Origin of the sequence: Cryobacterium cryoconiti, from assembly GCF_004403065.1 — a bacterium.
Classification (GTDB): domain Bacteria; phylum Actinomycetota; class Actinomycetes; order Actinomycetales; family Microbacteriaceae; genus Cryobacterium; species Cryobacterium cryoconiti.
In genome coordinates, this window is record NZ_SOHA01000041.1 from 131,400 (window position 1) to 150,626 (window position 19,227).

The following is a 19,227-nucleotide window of genomic DNA, read 5'->3' on the forward strand; positions in this document are numbered from 1 at the left end:
AGCCCGGGGTTGGGCGTGCCGACCGGGGTGTCCGGCTTCGGGGCAGGCGTGGATGACGTGTGGGTCTCTGTTTCAGAAATGGGGTGCTCCTGGTGTCCGACTCAGCTAATTCTCAGTTGTCCAGTTTACGGCCCCGGAGAACGCGCCGAGAACGCCGGGAGTGTCGGACGGTCGGCGGAGCCGGCGCATGCGGGTCAGATATGCGGCACGAAGGCGTCCCAGGCCCGTCGCCGCTCACGGTGCGGGTCGGCTTCCACGGTGTCGACGGCGTCGATGACCAGGGTCAGTCGTTCGGCCTCGTCGTAGAGCGGCCACGCGTCATCCGGAACCCCGGTGGTTGCGAAACCGAGCCACCAACCCTGCATGCGGGCGCCGATCCGCTGCAGGTCGCGGCGCCCGCCGAGCACGGTCATGCCGCGGCCGAACCAGCCGTCGAGCCGGTCGAACAGCGGGAACAGCTCGAGGCCGTGGGTGGCGTCGAGCCCCATCAGGCGCACCAGGCGCGGCGCAGCGTCGAATCGGTAGAACCGTACAGGCGCATACCGGGAGTGCCGTTCGCCCACGCGCACACTCGGATACCAGAACGAGAAGTCACCGCCGAAATCGAGTGCCGGCCGCAGGGCGGGGATGCCGGGGTACTGCGCGTTCAGCCGCGAGCGGGCCTTCTTCGTGGTGTTCGCGAAGACGGCACGGATGCGTCGGGGCGTCGTGGCGAGGATGTCGATGCGCCCGCTGAACAGCGAGCCCTCCCGGGCGTTCGTGCCGATGATCAGGGGAATCCGGTGGGCGCGTCCGTCGCGGAAGGCGTCAAGGGGGCGTTCGGGCAGGAAAACGCCGTCGATCACTGGTGAGAGCGGGATGGTTCCCGGGTAGCGGTCCGGCGCACGTCGGGTGAGGTCGCCGGTGGCCTCCGCCAGCCGGGCCGGGTCGGCCTGACAGAGCAGAGCCGCGGCATCCGTCACCGCGTGCGCCGGGGCCGGACCGGTAGGGGTCGGGCCGACGGTCCGGCCGGCGGCGGGCAGGTCGGCCTGTCGTGTGCGTTTGGCCAGGAGCCGCACGAAATGCGCCGCCCACTCCGCGGTCACCTCGGGCGCGTAGACGGCGTTCGGCGGGGCGCTCTGCGCGATCGCGCGCTGGAACAGGCCGGCCGCGGCCGGCACGGTCATCAGGGTGGTCACGGCGTTGGCGCCGGCGGATTCACCGAACACGGTGACGGCGTCCGGGTCGCCGCCGAACGCCCGGATGTTGCGCCGCACCCATGCGAGCGCCGCCACCTGGTCGCGCAGCCCCAGGTTGCTCTCGATCGGCCGCTCCGCGGTGGAGTAGCGACTGAAGTCGAGGTAGCCGAGCGCCCCCAGCCGGTAGTTGAAGCTGACGTAGACGATGCCGCCGCGCCGCACGAGCCCCTCCCCCTGCCGGGGCACCTCCCGCGAGGACCCGACGCTGTAGGCGCCGCCGTGGATGAAGACCATGACGGGCCGCAGCATCCGGGGGTCGACCGGTTCGTCGGGAGCGATCACGTTGAGGTTGAGGCAGTCCTCGCCCTGCGGGATCGTGGGCTTCGCTCCGATGAACTGGCCGCGGTGGCTCTGCGGGGCGACCAGGCCGAAGTCGCGCGCGTCGCGCTCGCCCGACCAGGGCTCGGCCGGCTGGGGGGCCCGGAATCGAAGGTCACCCACCGGCGCCAACGCGTACGGGATTCCCCGCCACGCACGCACCCCGCGTACCCGGATCCCACGCAGCGAACCGGTCTCAATCTGCACCGAGAGGGGTTCTGTGTGGGCAGGCTGAACGGATGGTTTCACCGTCCGAGCCTAATTGTTCACTACCATCGGGAATACGTACGACACGGAAACGAGAATCACATGGCACTGCCCTGGACCCTGCACGGTGACGGAAAAACGGTCGGAGCCACGGATGTCGTCGGTCCCGGCGAGCGCCTCAACTGGCCGCTGACCATCGGGATCGGCACCCAGCATGTCGTCGCCATGTTCGGCGCCACGTTCCTGGTGCCGCTGATCACCGGCTTCCCGCCCAGCACGACGCTGCTCTTCTCCGGTATCGGCACTTTGCTGTTCCTGCTCATCACCCAGAACAGACTGCCCAGCTACCTGGGCTCCTCGTTCGCCTTCATCGCGCCGATCACCGCCGCGACCGCCACGGCCGGTATGGGCAGCGCCCTGTTCGGCATCATCGTCGTCGGTCTGCTCCTGGCCCTGATCGGCCTGATCGTCCAGCTCACCGGCACCGGCTGGATCGACGCCCTGATGCCTCCCGTGGTTTCCGGGGCCATCGTCGCCCTGATCGGGTTCAACCTGGCGCCCGTCGCGAAGTCGAACTTCACGGAGGCTCCGCTCACCGCGATCATCACCCTTCTCGCCGTGGTCCTTTCCACCGTGCTGTTCCGCGGCATCCTCGGCCGGCTGTCGATCTTCATCGGTGTGATCGTCGGTTACGTGGCTGCCGTCGTGGCCGGCGAGGTCGATTTCAGCGGTGTTGGCGAAGCAGCCTGGATCGGCCTGCCCCCGTTCACCGCCGCGATGAACCCGTTCGCGGATCCGTCCGCCGCCTTCGGCGTGCTGCCGGCCTTCCTGCCGGTCGTGCTGGTGCTGGTGGCCGAGAACGTGGGCCACATCAAGGGCGTCGCCCAGATGACGGATGCGAAGGTGAACCGCTTCACGGGTCGCGCCCTGATGGCCGACGGCCTGGCCACCATGCTCGCCGGCTTCAGCGGCGGATCGGGCACCACCACCTACGGCGAGAACATCGGTGTCATGGCCGCCACCCGCATCTACTCCACGGCCGCCTACTGGGTCGCCGGCATCACCGCGGTGCTGCTCGGGCTCTCCCCCAAGATCGGCGCGGTCATCAACACCATCCCGGCCGGCGTGCTCGGCGGCGTCACAACGGCCCTGTACGGCCTGATCGGCATCATCGGGGTCAAGATCTGGCTCGACAACAAGGTCGACTTCAGCAAGCCGGTGAACCAGTTCACGGCGGCCACCGCGCTGATCATCGGCATAGCCGACTACACCTTCTCCGCCGGCACCCTCAGCTTCAACGGCATCGCGCTGGGCACGGTCGCCGCCATCGTGATCTACCACCTGATGACGTGGGTGGCCCGGGTGCGCGGCACCGCGCGGTAGCCGCCGCGGACAGCCACCGAGAGTGCCCGTTCCGGTCGACAGTGACCGGCGTAACGGGCACTCTCGACCGGAACGGGCACGCTAGCAGGCCCGACGGCTGCCGAGGTTCACCCCTCCACCCCGTGCTCAGCGTTGCGCGCGTGCTGCGCCGCTGTACGCACGGCGTGCCACCCGCGCCCCGGCGCAGCCCCGGCGCACCGCCGAGTCGGCGCACGACCGGAACGGTGCGGACGGCGCAGCGCCGGTCAGCGGTGCAGAGCCGGCACGATCAGGTAGACGCCGTAGAGCACGGCCGCGCTGCAGAGCACGAAGCACGCGTACGCGCCCATCAAGGCGATCTGCTTCTGCTGGGGACTCAGCGGGCTGGCGGACGCCGCTTTGCGCGCACGCTTGGCTTCCTTGGCCGCACGTTTGGGGGTCAGCACGGTGATGGCCCCGGTGAACTCGGCCGGCTCGACCACGGGAACGCGGCCGGCGGTGGTGAGTAGTCGCAGCCCGAGCGAATACAGGCTGACCACGATCGCGGAGGACAGGAGCGACGCGAACGCGACGACGAGGTATGCAGACCAATCGATCACAGCGCGATCTTCTTTCGATCCGAGTGGGACGCTTTGCGGGGGGTCTTCCTGATTTTCACGACCCGTCCGGCATCGTCGATGTCATGCAGGTTGTCGTGCGTGACCCGGGTCGCGAGGGACCTGCGGAACAAGAGCGCAACGACCAGGGAGCCGGCCACCAGGTCGAGCACGATGCCGATCGGGCCGATCAGGGCCAGTCCGGCCGCGAAGGCACCCATGATGGCGGACGCCGGCAGGGTGAGCACCCAGCCGAGGGCGATCTGGCCGGCCATCCCCCAGCGCACGGTCGAACCGCGTCGGCCGAGGCCGGAGCCGATCACCGAACTGGATGCGACCTGCGTGGTGGACAACGCGAAACCGAGGTGGCTGGACGCGAGGATGGTGGCCGCGGTGCTGGTCTCCGCCGCGAAGCCCTGGGCCGGCTTGATCGCGGTGAGTCCACGACCCATGGTGAGGATGATGCGCCAGCCGCCGGTGTAGGTGCCGATCGCGATCGCGAGGGCGCAGGTGGTGATGACCCACAGCTGCGGGCCCGTGCCGACGTCCTGCATCCCGCTGGCGATCAGGGTGAGGGTGATCACGCCCATGGTCTTCTGGGCATCGTTGGTGCCGTGCGCGAGGGCGACCAGCGATGACGAGAAGATCTGCGCGTAGCGGAAGCCGCCGCGGCCATCCGCTTTGCCGGCGTCGCGGCGGGTGATGGAGTAGGCGAGCTTGGTGGCGAGGAAGGCCACGATGCCCACCGTGAGGGGGGCGATCAGCGCGGGCAGGATGACCTTGGCCAGCACGACGTCGTAAGCGACGGCTTGCGAGCCCACGCCGATCACCGTGGCGCCGATGAGCCCGCCGAACAGGGCGTGGCTCGAGCTGGACGGCAGACCGCGCAGCCAGGTGATCAGGTTCCAGACGATGGCGCCGATCAGCCCGGCGAAGATGATCTCGGGGGTGATCTGCACTCCCGATCCACCCTCCTTGATGATGCCGCCGGAAATGGTCCTGGCCACCTCGGTGGAGAGGAAGGCCCCGACCAGGTTCAGGATGGCGGCGAGTCCGACCGCGACCTTCGGGCGCATGGCGCCGGTCGCGATGGGCGTGGCCATCGCGTTCGCGGTGTCCTGGAAACCGTTGGTGAAGTCAAAAATCAGTGCGAGCGCGATCACGAGCGCCACGATCAGGGTGAAATCCACCGTTGTCATCCTCTGGGTGTGCGACAGCCGGGATTATCTCAAGCTGCAAAGAGTCAAGCCTGACACTCCCGGGCAGGCAGGTCAATTCAGAGCCGGTCGACCACCGTGGCGAGGTCCTCGCCGAACGTGAAGGTGGCGCGCACCGGCACGCCGGCCAGCACGCCCGGCAGCCAGTGGCGGGCGTCGTCCCACATCTCGTCGACCGGCAACGCGGCCACGTCGAACCAGACCGGGTTCAGTTCGTCGGACTCGCGCGGCGTACCCGTCCATTCGGTTGCGACGAACACGCTCGACTCCTGGCTCCACGCCTCCCGATGCGGGAACAGGTAGGTCAGCAGCCCCAGCGGCGTGAGCGCGGATGCCGCCACGACCAGGCCGGACTCCTCCTCGATTTCGCGCACCATCGCCTGCTCAGCGCTCTCCCCCGGCTCGAGCTTGCCGCCCAGCCCGACGATGTTGCCGAGACCCAGGCCCTTCTTCTTACGGCCGAGAAGAACCTGCAGCTCCCCCGACGGGGAACGGCGGGTGAGATAACACACGCAGACCTGGGGAAGCGACATTCCTCCATGGTAGCGACGGTGAACCGGCACTCCGTCAGTGGGACTTGTTAGGCTGCGCACATGAACTTTGTGCCTGAATCCGGAACCATCACCATGTTCACGACGACCTGGTGCGGCTACTGCACGCGCCTGAAGACCCAGTTGGTCAAAGCAGGCATCGCCTACACCGAGGTCAACGTGGAAGAGGTCGAGGGAACCTCGGAACTCGTGATGAGCCTGAACAACGGCAATCGTACGGTTCCGACCATCCTGTATCCGGACGGCTCGAGTGCCACGAACCCGTCGCTGGCCCAGGTTCAGGCCAAGCTCGCCTGAGCCGCACCCGAACATCCGAACGAACAGAAACGAACAGAGGGGTCCCGGTCTGGTTCGCCGAGCGGCGGAATCGGACCGGGACCCCTCTGGGTCGCGTGCGGGCTTAGCCGAACAGCACCGCAGCCTCGTCGTAGCGCGCCTGCGTCACGGTCTTGAGACCGATGGTCGCGTCGGCGATGCTGACGATTTCCATGTCGGTGCCGCGCAGGGAGACCATGGAGCCCCACTGGCCGGCGTAGACGGCGTCGACGGCTGCCATGCCGAGGCGGGTGGCGAGCACCCGGTCGTAAGCCGACGGGGATCCGCCGCGCTGGGTGTGGCCGAGGACGGTGGCGCGGGTTTCGATGCCCGTGCGCTCCTCGATCATCGGGGCGATCATTTCGCTGATGCCGCCGAGGCGGGGGCGGTTGAACGCGTCGAGGCCCTTGGTGGAGAGCGCCTCGTCCATCCCGGCGAGCTTGAAGCCCTCGGAGACGACGATCACCGGCGCGCGGCCACGGTCGCGAACGTGCATGACCCACTCGCAGATCTGCTCAATGGTCTGCGGCTGCTCGGGGATCAGGATGGCGTGGGCGCCGCCGGCCATGCCGGAGTGCAGGGCGATCCAGCCCACGTGGCGACCCATGACCTCGACGATCATGCAGCGGCCGTGCGACTCGGCGGTGGTGCGCAGACGGTCGATGGCCTCGGTGGCGATCTCGACGGCGGTGTTGAAGCCGAACGAGTAGTCGGTGGCCTCGAGGTCGTTGTCGATGGTCTTGGGAACGCCGACGATCTGCAGGCCGGCATCCGTCAGACGGCGTGCCGCGGTGAGGGTGCCCTCGCCGCCGATCGCGATGATCGCGTCGATTCCTTCCGCGTCCATCGTCTTCTGAATGTTAATGGGGCCGCCGTTTTCGCCCTCGAACGGGTTCGTTCGGGAGCTGCCGAGGATGGTTCCACCCTGACGGGAAAGACCGCGCACGCTGTGCCGGTCCAGTGTCATGAAGTCGCCCTCGACCAGGCCTTTCCAGCCGTTGCGAATGCCGACGAATTCGGCATCGAGGACGCGGATGCCTTTAAGGACGGAGCCGCGAATAACAGCGTTCAGTCCGGGGCAGTCTCCGCCGCTGGTGAGGATACCAATTTTCATTTGTCGTTGCTCCTTGTTGCGCAATTAATGTAATTGGCGCCCACACCGCCGCCACTCAATCATGGACCCCAAGCGGGGCCCGGTTCAAATCCACGCCGGTGAGGGGCGCGTTCTACAACTCCCCGTCGAGTGCGAGGGTGAGCAGGTAGATCAGGGCGCTGGCCTGCACGGAATCGGCGGACGAGACTTCTTCCGCGACGCCGTCGAGGGCCCGGGCCGCGAGGCCCTGCTTGCTTCCGATGAGTTCGGCGATGCGCGCGTCAATGGTGTGCGCGGCGATGATCCGCCATGCGGTGACGGGCTCGTCCTGGCCGATGCGGTGCACCCGGTCGATGGCCTGCGTCTGTTCCGCGGCGGTCCAGCTCAGCTCGGCCAGCACGACGTTGGAGGCGGCCTGCAGGTTGACGCCGACTCCGGCGGCCGACAGGGAGCAGACCACGACGGCCACCCCCGGGTCGTCGTTGAAGGAGTCGATCGCGGCCTGGCGGGCCAGAGCGCTCTGGTCGCCGCGCAGGGAGACCGTGCGCAGCCCGCGCCTGGCGAAGATGTCCTCCGCGGCATCCATCACGTCGATGTGCTTGGCGAAGAAGACGACCTTGCCCACCGAGTGCGCCAGCTGCACGGCGTAGTCCGCCGCGAGGGCGGCCTTCGCCTGGCCGATTTTGCGCACCATGGTGAAGACGTTCTCGCCGGTGGTCTGCCCCTTCGATTCCTCGAGTTCGGCGTGCGCGACCGCTCGGATGAAGGCGGCGCGCTGCTCGCCGTCGAGCACGGGCGGGGTCTGGCCCGGATGGCGGGCGGCGACAAGAGAGTGGTACCGGGTGACGAGGCGGGCGGCGAGTTCCCGCTCCGCCTGGCGGATGGAGCGTCCGAGGTCGTCGTCCAGCTCCACCGGGATGTCGGCGATGCGCTTGGCCGGCAGGTCGGCGGCGACGTCGACCTTGCGCCGGCGCACGATGCCGAGGTCGATCACGGCGGCGCGCGCCTCGGCGTAGAAGCCGGGGTCGGCAGGTGTCAACCCGATCTCCTCGAGCTTCTGCATCAGCCGGGGTGTCGGCTTGTCACCGTCGATCCAGCCGAGGAACTGCCAGATCGCGCGGAAGTCGTCGACGTCATTGATCAGCGGGGTGCCGGTCAGGGCCATCAGCAGCGGGTTGCCCCCCGGCGTGCGACGCCGGATCTGCTCGGCGAGGGCCAGCACATGCTTGGACCGCTGTGACTGCAGGTTCTTGATGAAATGCGCCTCATCGACGACCATGCCCTTGAATCCGAGAGTTCCCAGCCAGGCGCGGTGCCGGTCGAGCACGTCGTAGTTGACGATGACGACGTCGGCGAAGGCGTCGAGGGTGTCGCCGTCGCCGTGGATGACGGTGGCCCGGCGGTTCGGAGTCCACAGTTCGACCTCCCGCACCCAGTTCATCTTGACGACGTTGGGAACGATGGCCAGCAGCGGGTAGGACCCGCTGACGGATGCCGCGAGCAGGCTCTGCGCCGTCTTTCCGAGGCCCGGCTCGTCGGCGAGCAGGTAACTGCGATGGCCCAGTCGCGCGCTTTCGACGAAGCGGGCCTGGTGACGCATCAGCTCCATGCCGCGAGGAGAGAGCCGGTCGACGCGGGGTGCCTCGGGCAGGTCCATGCTGGCGGCCTGGCCGCCGGAGCCGTACTCGAAGGACTTGAACAGCGGGCCGATGAGTTCCCAGTTGGCGAGCCGGCGACCGGAGACGACCGGCTGGGCGGCCGCGGCGCTGAAGTCGGGCGCCAGGAACGGGTTGGCGAGCTGCCGGGCCTTGACCGACTGCGGGATGACCTGGTTGACCGGGACCTCGGCCTTGGCCTCCGGTTCGCGGGTGATGATGAGTTCGTCGGGGGTGAGTTCGGCGCCGGACTCGATCAGCCAGTCGCGGCGGAAACGCTGCGCGACCGTGGACACGCCAGCATCCGGTTCCAGAAGGGTGATCAGGCTGGTGTCGCGGGCCGCGGTCTTCGCCAGGATCTGGGCGATGCCGTCGAGGCGCTTGAGCAGTTCCGCGCGGTTCGCGTCGGTGAGTTCCTTGTCGCCCTTGACCCGGGCGCGCTCCTCACGCATGAGCAGCGCGATGACCTGGTACTTGGTGCGGTTGGTCGGGCCCAGCTTGGCACCGGTCTGCGCTTTGGCCTCCACCTCGCGCACCTTGCGGGCGAGGATGGGGATGATGGGCGCGTCATCGTCGCGGGAGCGCGGTCGTTGACGTGCGCGACCTCCGGAGGCAACTCGGTTGTTCGAACCGGCGGCCTGGTGGCGGGTGTAAGCCATTCTTCTCCAACTTCACAGCAGCACAGCGGTCAAGGGCCATGCTCGACGTGGTACGGCATCCGTGGATGCCGGTGCGATCGATACGTCGAAGCCTGAATCGAGCAACGTGCCAACCATATTTGCGCCACCGGCATTTGGGATGCAGCGGCACGGTCAAGACGGTAATCGGGCTATTTCAACGTGAATCCAGTCTACGCCCGCGCGTCAATCCCGGTGCACAGGCACCTTCGTGACGACGCCGACGAGAATGAAGACCAGCGCGGCGATGAACTGGGCGGACACCCAGCCCTGGCCGGACAGGTCGGTGACCACGATCGGATTCCAGAGCACCGCGATCGGCACCAGACCGATCAGCCACAGCCAGGCCTTCGCCTGGATGGCGAAGACACAGAGGATCAGCGCGAGAATGCTGACCGCGTAGCGGATGATGATGAAGCTCTCGGAGTCCAGCAGCGCCAGCCCGCCGAGCAGGATGATTGCTCCGAGCAGGCCGGGGGCCAATGCGGAACGCGTGAATGTGGGTTCGACCGGGGTGCCCATCAGACGCCTCCTCCTCCGCCGCCGCCGCCACCGCCGCCGACGGAGCCTCCCCCACCCGAACCGGAACTGGAGGAACTCGACGCGCTTCCCGACCAGGAGGCCGAGGTGGAGCTCGTGAACGAGCTCAGCCCGGCGGCGAACCAGACCGGGTTGAACGGAGCGGAGCCAGCGTACCAGTCCGGCTGTGCGTTGCTCCGGTCGTAGTATTCGCCGAGCACCCGCGACCATTCCTTCTCCTGGCCGAAGAGCACCGCGAACGGCAGCAGGCGTTCGTAGAGCTTGAGCACCTGCCCCGGCTGGCCCGGATCGGGCACACCGGAATCGGGCAGTCCGAGAACGGATGCCGCATCCGGCCGGTAGGGCGACCGCAGCGCGCCCGCGGGGCTCTGCAGTACCCGCAGCCGGTCGGCCTCGGCTATGTCGATGTACAGCTTCACGCCGGCCAGATAGTCGCGCAACTCGGCGCCGGCGGCGGTGAGCGGGCGCACGCTCGCGGCGACGCTGAGGGTCGTGACCGAGGCGCCGATGCCGAGCACCAGCACGAGGACCGGCCACCCCCCGCCGACCTCCGTGATGAACGCCCCCAGGCAGCCGACCACAGTCATCATGCCGGTGAGCACGGCGGCGGCGAGGAGCCACCGGCGCAGCCGACCGCCCTTCTTCTCCCGCAGGCCGTCGGTCAGCACCTGGGTGGTGACGGCCTGGAGTTGCTTGGTCAGCCCGGTGCCGAGCGTGGTGTCCTTGTTCTTGAGGTCCCGGGTCGTGCCCTCGTGCAACCCCGGGAAGAGCAGCCGAAGCACCGTGCGCTCGGCCGGTTCGAGGCCTCGCGTGTGCCGCAGCTCGAGCAGGTAGTGCTTCTTGCCCTCCCCCTCGAGCACCCGTACGTTTCCGCGCACCGCGAAGCTGAGGAACAGGGCGGTCATGGCCTTGGCACTGGTGCGCGTCACGTTGCCGGCCTCGAGCAGGGTCACGCCCTTCGGCGGCAGGTACTCGGCGATGATGGTCGGCCGGCCGGGGGCGTTCCGCCACCGGGTGACCCGGGCCAGGATCGCCAGCCCGGCGCCGATCAGGCCGAGCAGGGCCGCGGCGAGGCCGAGGATCGGGAACGGGTTCGCCGTGAAGGACTGGTCGCGGGGCACGAAGGTGCCCGGTTCGAACCCGACCGCCAGGGTCAGACCCTCGGCGGGGGCGAGCGCGCCGGCGGCGACGTCGATCGTGACGGCCGAGCCCGCGGCATCCGTTGAAAGTGACGCGCAGGGCTCCGAGGAATCGCTGCCGCCCTGGTAGCAGGCAGCGTCCCCGGTGAGGCGGGGAGCGATCTCCGGGTCGACGGTGAGGGTGGCCGAGACGTCGCCGAACGGCTGCGCCCAGCCGGTGCCGTTGACCTCCCGGTAGAACTCCTGGATCGGGGCATCCGTGGGAGCCAGCGTGATGTCGACCTGCCGGTACGTGATCACGTAGGTCTGCGCACCGTGCACGTAGTCGTCGGCGGCGATCGTCACCTCGAGGAACTCGTCATCGCCGTCGTCGCTGGTCGTTTCGGTGTCGGTGTCGCGCTGCTGCCCGTTCTCGTCGGTCACGCTGACGAGTTCGAGGTCGGTCGGATGCCCGTCGTAGTGAGTCGGGATGGCGCGCCGGATGCCGCGGTTCTGGTCGGTCTCCGGGAAGCGGGCCACGATCGTCTCCGTGGTGGTGAGCGCCGAGTGGCCGTCCTCGGTGAGCCCGAGCCGGAATTCGGAGTGGAACGAGTCGAAGGTGAAGTCGGCGGTGTCGGCCGCCACGACGGACGATGGCCCGACCGGTGCTGCGGCGGCAGGGCCGGGGATGGTCAGCCCAGGCAGGGCGAGTCCCCCGAGTATGGCTGTGAACAGGAAGATTACTGCACGACGCATGCCTTCACTCTACTCAGCACCCGCCGGGCGCGGCCTGCTACCGGAAGCTGTTCAGGCGCAGGCTGTTCAGCACCACGAACAGGCTGGAGAACGCCATCGCGGCTCCGGCGATCATCGGGTTGAGCAGCCCGAACGCGGCCAGCGGCAGGGCCGCCAGGTTGTACGCGAAGGCCCAGAACAGGTTGCCCTTGATCACGCGCAGCGTGCGGCGGGAGAGCCGGATCGCATCGGGCACCGTGCCGAGGTGGTCGCGCACGATGGTGACATCGCTGGCCTCGATGGCCACGTCGGTGCCGGTGGCCAGGGCGATGCCCAGGTCGGCCTGCGCGAGTGCGGCCGCGTCGTTCACGCCGTCACCGACCATGGCGACGACGCGACCCTCGGACTGCAGGCGCCGGATGGTGGCGACCTTGTCCTCGGGGAGCATGGCGGAGAAGACCTGCTCGATGCCCACCGCCGCGGCGACCTGGCCGGCGGTGCGGGCGTTGTCGCCGGTGAGCAGGATCGGGGTCAGCCCGAGGGAGACGAGTTCGGCGAGCGCGGCCGGGGCCTCGGGCCGCACGGTGTCGGCGATGTCGAGCACGGCCCGGGCCTCATCGCCCCAGCCGACCACGACGGCGGTGCCGGTGGAGGCGTCGATCGCCGCGATCAAACGCGGGTCGAGCGGGCCGGGGAAGAGCGAGGGACGGCCCACGATCACCGCATGGCCCTCGACCGTGCCGGAGACCCCGAGGCCGGCCGTCGCCCGGAAGCCGCTCACGTCGGGCAGAGCCGTGCCGTGGGCGCCGGGTGCGGCGGCCGCGGCGGCGACGATGGCGCGGGCGATCGGGTGCTCGGAGGCGCTCTCCAGGGCGGCGGCGTAGCGCAGGGCCGTATCGGCGTCACCGGTGGCGGTGACCTGGCCGAGCGACATCCGCCCGGAGGTCAGGGTGCCGGTCTTGTCGAGCAGGATGGTGTCGACCCGGCGGGTCTGCTCGAGAGCTTCCGGGCCCTTGATCAGGATGCCGAGCTGGGCGCCCCGGCCGGTTCCCACCAGCAGGGCGACGGGCGTGGCCAGGCCGAGCGCGCAGGGGCAGGCGATGATCAGCACGGCCACCATGGCGGTGAAACCGGCCTCCACGGGGCTCCCGGTCGCGATCCACACCACGAAGGTGGCCAGGGCCAGCACGATGACGGCCGGCACGAAGACGGCGGCGACCCGGTCGGCGAGGCGTTGGATGTCTGATTTGCCGAGCTGGGCATCCTCGACGAGTTTCGCCATCTGGGCGAGGCGTGTTCCCTCGCCCACCTGGGTGGCGCGCACCAGGAGGCGGCCGCCGTGCGCGACCGTGGCGCCGACGACCTCGTCGCCCGGCCCCACTTCGATCGGCACGGACTCCCCCGTGATCATGCTCAGGTCGACCGCGGCCTGGCCGTCGACCACGATGCCGTCGGTCGCGACCTTCTCGCCCGGACGCACCACGAACAGGTCGCCGACGGTGAGGTCTTCGATCGGGATGCTCTGCTCGGTGCGGGTGGCGGCCATCAGGTTGCCGGGGTTGGTCGGGCTCTCCCGAACGACCGTGACGTCTTTCGCGCCGAGGTCGAGCAGGGCGTGCAGTGCGGAACCGGCCCGTTTCTTCGACTTCTCCTCCAGGTAACGCCCGAGCAGCAGGAAGGTGACCACGCCGGCGGAGACCTCGAGGTAGATGTTGCCCGAGGCGTCCCCGCGGCTGATCGTGAATTCGAAGGAGTGCTGCATGCCGGTCATGCCGGCCATGCCGAAGAACAGGGCGTAGAGCGACCAGCCGAACGAGGACAGTGTGCCCACCGTGATCAGGGTGTCCATGGTGGCGGCGCCGTGGCGGAGGTTGATGAAGGTGGCGCGGTGGAACGGGTACCCACCCCAGACCACGACCGGCGCGGCCAGCACCAGCGACAGCCACTGCCAGTAGGTGAATTGCAGGGCGGGCACCATCGCGAGCAGGATGACGGGTGCCGAGAGCGCCGCACTCACCAGGAGGCGGGTGCGCAGCGGGGTCGTCGGGGCCGTGGCCGGTGCGGGTTCCGAACGGCGAACGGATGCCGCTTCGACCACGGACGCCTGGTAGCCGGCCTTGCCGATCTCGGCTACGAGCTCGGCGGGGGTGACACCGTCCGGGTACGTCACCCGCGCCCGTTCCGTGGCGAGGTTGACCTGGGCGGTGACGCCGTCCACGCCGTTGAGGCGCCCCTCGACGCGGCCGACGCAGCTGGCGCAGGTCATGCCCTCGATGGAGAGGTCGACGGTATTCGGCACGGTGGTCCCTTCGTTCGGTCTCGACGGCACGAGCCGGTTCGATGTCTACAACAGGATACCCCTCGGGGGTATTCCGAATCACGGTACTGTGATCCCATGATCGAAGACATCAAACGGCGTGCCCTGCACCGTGCCCGCATCCTGGAGGGTCAGATGCGCGGCCTCGAGAAGATGATCGAGAACGAGGACTACTGCATCGACATCCTCACTCAGTCGCTCTCCATTCAGAAGTCGCTGGGTTCCCTCAACAAGCTCCTCGTCGACAACCACCTGCAGACGCACGTGACCGACATGTTCGAGGCCGGCGGTGAGGAACGACAGACCGCGATCGCGGAACTCCTCAAGGTCTTCGAGCTCAATAACAACCGCGGCTGAACCGGCGGCACGCCTTCGCGTTGACATCATCCGTGGATTCAATTAGCGTCATGCGAATGCTCGCAACCCGGGCATCGGTCGTTTCCCTGAACGTGCCGGTCGTTACCCCGAGACGGATTGGGTCCCCCGTGAATTCAGATTCTTCAGCCCTGCCGAACAACGCAGGCCACACCGATCACCACGACATCACCAACCTGGTCGGCGAATACCGCCAGCGCCAGCTCAACCTCTTCCGTGAGCGCCAGCCGGAACTCGAGCCCGACGAACAGGTCACGGCCCACCTGCCCACGCACTAGCGAGCGCCTGCAGGACCTCTGGTCCGCGAGGTACGGCAGCGTCGGCCCGCCGGCGTCAGATCTGCTGGATCGGGATCGCGGTGCTCGACGGCGGACGCTGGAACAGTGACTCCAGTGCGGGTTTGAGCTCGCTCACCCAGACCGCGTAGGCCGCGTCATTCAGGTGCAGCCGGTCCTCCGAGTAGGCCGCGTCGATCTCGCCGTCTGGTCCGGCCAGGCGCGCCCACAGATCCAGGTACTGCGCGTGCTGGGTCGGCGCGAATTGGCGCAGGTGGCGGTTGATCGAGCGCACAGTGTCGGCGAGTTCGCGTTCGCGCGGCGGCACCGATACGACCAGGATGCGCACGGCCGGCAGGCGCTTGCGCAGCGTGCAGAGCAGCGTTTCCATGTTGCGCACGACATACTCGTCCGACCGATGCCAGCCCAAATCGTTCGTGCCGACCTCGACCACGACGGCGGCCGGCTGCCGGTCGACGACCTGGTCGAGTTCGGCGACGACCTCGTCCGTCGTCTTCCCGTTCGCGCCGAGGTTGTGCACGTCGTAGTCGGGAAGCCAGACCGACCAGAGGCCGTTCGCGGTCAGTCCATCCCCGATGAACAGCACAGATTCCGACATCACAGCCTCCCTCGCACCTCCTCCATCATGCCTCGCGGGCGCCGGAGCTGCTAGGTGATCGAGGCCGATCCGGTGACGGTCAGGCGGCGCGGCCCGCGACGGGCACGTCCGACTTGGATGCCTCCCCGCCGGCCTCCGTCACGGCGGCCTCCGTCACGGCGGCTTCGCCGACGGCGGCCGCCGTGATCCGGTTGGCCATGCCGTTGAAGATGACGCCGTGGAACGGCAGGATCGCGAACCAGTAGAGCCGGCCGCCGAGACCCCGGGGGAAGAAGACCGCGCGCTGGCGGTAGACCGAGCCGCCGCCCTCCGCCGGATCCGCGGTCATTTCCAGCCAGGCCCGGCCGGGAACCCGCATTTCGGCGCGCAGGCGCAGGAACCGGCCGGTGTCGATGCGCTCGACCCGCCAGAAGTCCAACACGTCGCCGGTGTGCAGATGGTCGGGGTTGCGGCGGCCGCGGCGCAGGCCCACGCCGCCGACGAGCTTGTCCATCCACCCGCGGATGGCCCAGGCCAGCGGGAAGGAATACCAGCCGTTGTCGCCGCCGATGCTCTCGATCACGCGCCAGAGGTCCTCGGGCTTCGCAGCGGTGTGCTTCTCCTTGAGGTCGGTGTAGACGAGATGTCCGGCCCATTCCGGGTCGCTGGGCAGCGGGTTGCTCGACGCGCCCGCGATCGACGCGTTGCGCCAGCTGGTCTCCACATCGCCGTCGCGCATGCGGCCGAGGGCCAGGCGGACGGCGGTGCGGTACCCGGTCAGGCCCTCTTTCGGCTGAGGGATGTACTGGTCGATGTCCCGTTCGTGCACCACGCAGTCGTTTTGGAGGCTCGCGATGATCGGAACGGCCAGACTGCGCGGGATGGGGGTGACCAGGTTGACCCACTGCGATGCGAGCCAGGGGGTGAAGACGGGCAGGGAGGCGATGGGCCGCTGGCGCAGACCGGCCTCGAGCGCGTATCCGTTCATCATCTGGCCATAGCGCAGCACGTCGGGTCCGCCGATATCGAAGGTGCGGTTGACCTCGCCGGGAAGCTCCGCCGCCGCGACGAGGTAGTAGAGCACGTCGCGCACCGCGATGGGCTGGATCTTGTTGCGCACCCACTGCGGAGCCGGCATATACGGCAGCACATCGGTCAGGTGCCGGATCATCTCGAACGATGTGGAGCCGGATCCGATCACGACCCCGGCCTGCAGGGCGGCCGTGGGCACGCCGGACTCGAGCAGGATGCGGCCGACCTCGGCCCGGGAACGCAGGTGCTGGGAGAGCTCCTCGGTGTCGGGGTGCAGCCCGCCCAGGTAGACCATTCGGGAGACACCGGCCTCGGCGGCGGCCGTGGCCACGTTCGTCGCCGCCAGGCGTTCCGTGCTCTCGAAATCACCGCGCGTGCCCATCGAGTGCACGAGGTAGTAGAGAACGTCGATGCCGGCCACGGCGGACCGCACACTGGCCAGGTCGCCGAGGTCCCCCTCGGCCACCTCCACCTGCTCAACCCACGGGACATCCTTGAGCTTCTGCGGCGTGCGCACGAGCACGCGCACGTCGTAGCCGGCTTCCAGGAGCAGGGGAACCAGCCGGCCGCCGATATAGCCGGTGGCGCCGGTCACAAGTACACGTCGTTGCGTCGTCATAGCGAAAGCCTAGGGGCGGAGGCTGGACTGACGCCGAGGATCCGGCCGATCCGGCACCCTTCACGGCAGGAGGCTGTGGATGACTCGCGCGGGCCGGCGGGCGGGTGCGGCATCATCGCCGCATGACTCTTCGACTTGACCCGCGGCATCCGGTGGTCTGGCGTTCTCCCCGCAGCATCCAGATCGGCATCGACCACCCGCTCGTCGTGATCACAGCGATGAGCGACGGGCTCGAACGTGTGCTCGCCGCGCTGTCGGTCGGTGTGCCCCGCTCCGGCGCTCTCATGATCGGGCGGGAGGGCGGGGCCTCCGACGAGTCGATCCTGGGGCTGCTCCGCGCCCTGCGGCCCGCCCTGCTGGTGACCGGGGAGACCCTGCCGAGCCCGGCCCCGCTGCCGACGGAGCCAACCGAACCGGATGCCCCGCCCGCGGTCTGCGTGGACGGGACAGGGCCGACCGGAGCGCTGATCGGGTCGCTGCTCGGCACCCTGGGGCTGCGGTTGACCGGCGCCGACGACCCCGGCGCCGGTCTGGCCGTGATCGTGGGGCACTACGCGCTCGAACCGGAGCGGCACGGGCACTGGCTGCGCCGGGACGTGCCACACCTGCCCGTGGTCTTCAGCGACAGCGAGGTGCGCATCGGCCCTCTGGTCGAGCCGGGAGCGGGGCCGTGCCTCTCCTGCCTGGAGCTGGCCCACCTGGATTCCGACCCGTCCTGGGCGGCCATCGCCTGCCAGCTGCTCAGCCGGCAGGCCCCCACGGAGACCCCGCGAACCGCCCTCGATGTGGCCGCCCTCGTAGCCGGGATCGCCCAGGACCGGCTGCTGTTCGGACGCTCGACCCTGACCGAATCGGCGCTCGTCTTCGAGGGCGGCTCCGGGGTGCCCGCACGCCGGGACTACCGGCCGCACGAGCGGTGCGGCTGCCGCAGCGTGCCCGGCAACGTGACCGCGCTGCCCGGGGCCCGGCGCCCCGACCCGGTCAGCTGAGCCGGATCACGTGGTCGGCCAGCCCGCGGGTGCGTTCGATCAGCCGCGCGTTGGCCTCATCGGGGCCGAGCGCCCAGGCCTGAGCCTCGCCGGGCGTCTTGCCGTAGCGCTCGTGCCGGGCCACCAGCCGGCTGAGACGGATGCCCTGCTCCAGCCCCACGAACAGGGTCAGGTCGAGCAGCGGCCGGGCCGCGGCCCAGCCGCCCTCGTCGTGCAGCAGGTAGTTGCCCTCCACCACCACGAGGCCCCGCTCCCGGCCGATCCGAATGGCGCCGGGGGTCGCTTCTTCGATCCGCCGGTCGAACCCGGGTGCCGTGACGGTGCCCCGGGCCGCCCGGAGCCGCCGCAGCAGCGCCACGAACCCGTCGACGTCGAAGGTGTCGGGAGCTCCCATCCGATCGCGCCGGCCCAGCTCCACTAGGCGGGCCTGAGGCAGGTGGAAACCGTCCATCGAGACCAGCTGTGCGCGGTCGCCCAACCGGGCGACGAGGGCCTCCCCCACGGTCGACTTTCCCGATCCCGGGGCGCCGGCCAGGCCGACGAGGGTGCGCGGGCCGGCATCCGTCGCCCGCACGCGGTGTTCGACCGCCCGGACGACGGCGACGACCTCGTCGAGGGTGCGGAGCACGGCCATCGGGGCCGACCTCAGCCGGCCTGGCGGCGGAGGTCCAGTCCCGGCGCCGAGTCGAAGACGAACTCGGCCCAGAGCCGGTAGCCGAGCGCGCTCGGGTGGAACTCGTCGCTGGCGAAGAAACCGTCGACGTAGGGCGGCGGGGTCGGGATCGCGACGACCCCGTCGAGGCCGCCCACGGCCAGACGGGCACCGGTGTCGAGGCTCGCGGCGTGGCGGGCCAGGGTGGCGCGCAGCGGTTCCGGCAGCAGCGCGAAGCGGTCGAAGCGCGGCATCAGCGAAACGAGCACGGCCGCCTGCGGTTCCGCGGCCCGCAGGGCGAGCACGATCCGGCGCACATCCCGGGTGAAAGCGGTGCGCGAGCGCAATCCCAGGGCGTCGTTGGCACCGATGGTCAGCAGGGCCAGGTCGAAGGGGACGGCCGCGGCATCCGTCAGGAAACGCTCGCGCACGTCCCGGGCCGTGGCGCCGTTCTCTCCGATCGCGCGCCAGGTGCTGCCGCGTCCCCAGCGCTCGGCCACCTCGTGCGCGATCCAGCCCGGCAGCGCCTCGGCCTGGGTCTCGGCGCCCACGCCGGCCGCGGTCGAGTCGCCGAGGACGAGAATGCGGAGCGGGTCGGGGCCGGGCCGGGCACCGCTCCACGGCAGGGCCGCGTCGGGCAGCCGGGGCGTGTCACGCCGCAGCCGCCGCGCCTGCGTCACGAGCAGCGGCGCGAACGGCACCGCGGCCAGACGCGTGAACGGAAAAGTGGGCACGCCCCGAGGCTACC

General features: G+C 69.4%; 18 protein-coding genes. 5 read left to right on the top strand and 13 right to left on the bottom strand.

The genetic code is table 11. The features are described 5' to 3' along the window. Positions 1-194: 194 nt before the first annotated feature. Positions 195-1,805 carry a carboxylesterase/lipase family protein gene (locus tag E3T49_RS14950; protein WP_134425693.1) on the bottom strand — a complete coding sequence of 537 codons (1,611 nt, stop codon included), beginning with the start codon at positions 1,803-1,805 and terminating at the stop codon, positions 195-197. Between the two features lie 60 nt (positions 1,806-1,865). On the opposite strand from E3T49_RS14950, the gene E3T49_RS14955 reads away from it, so the two are divergent. Next, the gene (locus tag E3T49_RS14955) at positions 1,866-3,146 is read left to right on the top strand and encodes a uracil-xanthine permease family protein (protein ID WP_134425694.1); all 1,281 of its coding nucleotides are present in this window, start codon (positions 1,866-1,868) and stop codon (positions 3,144-3,146) included. 245 nt (positions 3,147-3,391) lie between these two features. Here E3T49_RS14955 and E3T49_RS14960 read toward each other — a convergent pair whose 3' ends face one another. From E3T49_RS14960 to E3T49_RS14970, 3 genes are all read right to left on the bottom strand, one after another. Further along, positions 3,392-3,724 (bottom strand): peptidase, encoded by a 333-nt coding sequence (locus E3T49_RS14960; protein WP_134425695.1) that lies wholly within the window; start codon positions 3,722-3,724, stop codon positions 3,392-3,394. After that, positions 3,721-4,911 (bottom strand): inorganic phosphate transporter, encoded by a 1,191-nt coding sequence (locus E3T49_RS14965; protein ID WP_134425774.1) that lies wholly within the window; start codon positions 4,909-4,911, stop codon positions 3,721-3,723. The genes E3T49_RS14960 and E3T49_RS14965 overlap by 4 nt, the downstream gene beginning before the upstream one ends. 86 nt (positions 4,912-4,997) lie before the next feature. Continuing rightward, positions 4,998-5,471, bottom strand: coding sequence for an 8-oxo-dGTP diphosphatase (locus E3T49_RS14970; protein ID WP_134425696.1), 474 nt, complete (start codon positions 5,469-5,471; stop codon positions 4,998-5,000). 60 nt (positions 5,472-5,531) lie between these two features. On the opposite strand from E3T49_RS14970, the gene E3T49_RS14975 reads away from it, so the two are divergent. After that, positions 5,532-5,786 (top strand): mycoredoxin, encoded by a 255-nt coding sequence (locus E3T49_RS14975; RefSeq protein WP_134425697.1) that lies wholly within the window; start codon positions 5,532-5,534, stop codon positions 5,784-5,786. 103 nt (positions 5,787-5,889) lie between these two features. On the opposite strand, the gene E3T49_RS14980 is transcribed toward E3T49_RS14975, so the two are convergent. The 5 genes from E3T49_RS14980 to E3T49_RS15000 form a co-directional block, all read right to left on the bottom strand. Then, a complete protein-coding gene (locus tag E3T49_RS14980; RefSeq protein ID WP_134425698.1) occupies positions 5,890-6,918 on the bottom strand; it encodes a 6-phosphofructokinase in 1,029 nt (342 codons plus the stop codon). A 112-nt stretch (positions 6,919-7,030) separates the two neighbouring features. After that, on the bottom strand, positions 7,031-9,211 hold the full coding sequence (locus E3T49_RS14985; protein WP_134425699.1) for a DEAD/DEAH box helicase: 2,181 nt from the start codon (positions 9,209-9,211) through the stop codon (positions 7,031-7,033). Between the two features lie 204 nt (positions 9,212-9,415). Beyond that, entirely contained in the window at positions 9,416-9,751 is a 336-nt protein-coding gene (locus E3T49_RS14990) for a DUF6804 family protein (RefSeq protein ID WP_134425700.1), read from the bottom strand. After that, positions 9,751-11,643 carry a DUF2207 family protein gene (locus tag E3T49_RS14995; RefSeq protein WP_134425701.1) on the bottom strand — a complete coding sequence of 631 codons (1,893 nt, stop codon included), beginning with the start codon at positions 11,641-11,643 and terminating at the stop codon, positions 9,751-9,753. The genes E3T49_RS14990 and E3T49_RS14995 overlap by 1 nt, the downstream gene beginning before the upstream one ends. 37 nt (positions 11,644-11,680) lie before the next feature. Continuing rightward, positions 11,681-13,921 carry a heavy metal translocating P-type ATPase gene (locus E3T49_RS15000; protein WP_277613108.1) on the bottom strand — a complete coding sequence of 747 codons (2,241 nt, stop codon included), beginning with the start codon at positions 13,919-13,921 and terminating at the stop codon, positions 11,681-11,683. A gap of 96 nt (positions 13,922-14,017) precedes the next feature. On the opposite strand from E3T49_RS15000, the gene E3T49_RS15005 reads away from it, so the two are divergent. Then, positions 14,018-14,296, top strand: a complete 279-nt coding sequence (locus tag E3T49_RS15005) for a metal-sensitive transcriptional regulator (protein ID WP_134362981.1) — start codon at positions 14,018-14,020, stop codon at positions 14,294-14,296. A gap of 128 nt (positions 14,297-14,424) precedes the next feature. Continuing rightward, positions 14,425-14,592 (top strand): hypothetical protein, encoded by a 168-nt coding sequence (locus tag E3T49_RS16280; protein WP_166785577.1) that lies wholly within the window; start codon positions 14,425-14,427, stop codon positions 14,590-14,592. A 55-nt stretch (positions 14,593-14,647) separates the two neighbouring features. On the opposite strand, the gene E3T49_RS15010 is transcribed toward E3T49_RS16280, so the two are convergent. Both E3T49_RS15010 and E3T49_RS15015 read right to left on the bottom strand, forming a co-directional pair. Continuing rightward, a complete protein-coding gene (locus E3T49_RS15010) occupies positions 14,648-15,208 on the bottom strand; it encodes a GDSL-type esterase/lipase family protein (protein WP_134425702.1) in 561 nt (186 codons plus the stop codon). 79 nt (positions 15,209-15,287) lie between these two features. Further along, positions 15,288-16,838 (bottom strand): SDR family oxidoreductase, encoded by a 1,551-nt coding sequence (locus E3T49_RS15015; protein ID WP_134425703.1) that lies wholly within the window; start codon positions 16,836-16,838, stop codon positions 15,288-15,290. 122 nt (positions 16,839-16,960) lie between these two features. Here E3T49_RS15015 and E3T49_RS15020 point away from each other — a divergent pair, with 122 nt between their 5' ends. Next, positions 16,961-17,827 (top strand): hypothetical protein, encoded by an 867-nt coding sequence (locus E3T49_RS15020; RefSeq protein ID WP_134425704.1) that lies wholly within the window; start codon positions 16,961-16,963, stop codon positions 17,825-17,827. Here the strand turns inward: E3T49_RS15020 and E3T49_RS15025 are convergent. Continuing rightward, positions 17,820-18,461, bottom strand: coding sequence for a nucleoside/nucleotide kinase family protein (locus tag E3T49_RS15025; protein ID WP_134425705.1), 642 nt, complete (start codon positions 18,459-18,461; stop codon positions 17,820-17,822). The genes E3T49_RS15020 and E3T49_RS15025 overlap by 8 nt on opposite strands. Before the next feature lie 11 nt (positions 18,462-18,472). Then, a complete protein-coding gene (locus E3T49_RS15030; protein ID WP_134425706.1) occupies positions 18,473-19,213 on the bottom strand; it encodes an SGNH/GDSL hydrolase family protein in 741 nt (246 codons plus the stop codon). Positions 19,214-19,227: the final 14 nt, after the last annotated feature.

What these genes read in the sequence shown, in the direction of transcription:
- E3T49_RS15005 (WP_134362981.1), top strand. Translation starts at nt 14,018, where the DNA reads ATGATCGAAGACATCAAACGGCGTGCCCTGCACCGTGCCCGCATCCTG.
- E3T49_RS15015 (WP_134425703.1), bottom strand. Translation starts at nt 16,838, where the DNA reads ATGACGACGCAACGACGTGTACTTGTGACCGGCGCCACCGGCTATATC.
- E3T49_RS14995 (WP_134425701.1), bottom strand. Translation starts at nt 11,643, where the DNA reads ATGCGTCGTGCAGTAATCTTCCTGTTCACAGCCATACTCGGGGGACTC.
- E3T49_RS15025 (WP_134425705.1), bottom strand. Translation starts at nt 18,461, where the DNA reads ATGGCCGTGCTCCGCACCCTCGACGAGGTCGTCGCCGTCGTCCGGGCG.
- E3T49_RS14975 (WP_134425697.1), top strand. Translation starts at nt 5,532, where the DNA reads ATGAACTTTGTGCCTGAATCCGGAACCATCACCATGTTCACGACGACC.
- E3T49_RS15010 (WP_134425702.1), bottom strand. Translation starts at nt 15,208, where the DNA reads ATGTCGGAATCTGTGCTGTTCATCGGGGATGGACTGACCGCGAACGGC.
- E3T49_RS14955 (WP_134425694.1), top strand. Translation starts at nt 1,866, where the DNA reads ATGGCACTGCCCTGGACCCTGCACGGTGACGGAAAAACGGTCGGAGCC.
- E3T49_RS15020 (WP_134425704.1), top strand. Translation starts at nt 16,961, where the DNA reads ATGACTCTTCGACTTGACCCGCGGCATCCGGTGGTCTGGCGTTCTCCC.
- E3T49_RS14970 (WP_134425696.1), bottom strand. Translation starts at nt 5,471, where the DNA reads ATGTCGCTTCCCCAGGTCTGCGTGTGTTATCTCACCCGCCGTTCCCCG.
- E3T49_RS14980 (WP_134425698.1), bottom strand. Translation starts at nt 6,918, where the DNA reads ATGAAAATTGGTATCCTCACCAGCGGCGGAGACTGCCCCGGACTGAAC.
- E3T49_RS14990 (WP_134425700.1), bottom strand. Translation starts at nt 9,751, where the DNA reads ATGGGCACCCCGGTCGAACCCACATTCACGCGTTCCGCATTGGCCCCC.
- E3T49_RS14985 (WP_134425699.1), bottom strand. Translation starts at nt 9,211, where the DNA reads ATGGCTTACACCCGCCACCAGGCCGCCGGTTCGAACAACCGAGTTGCC.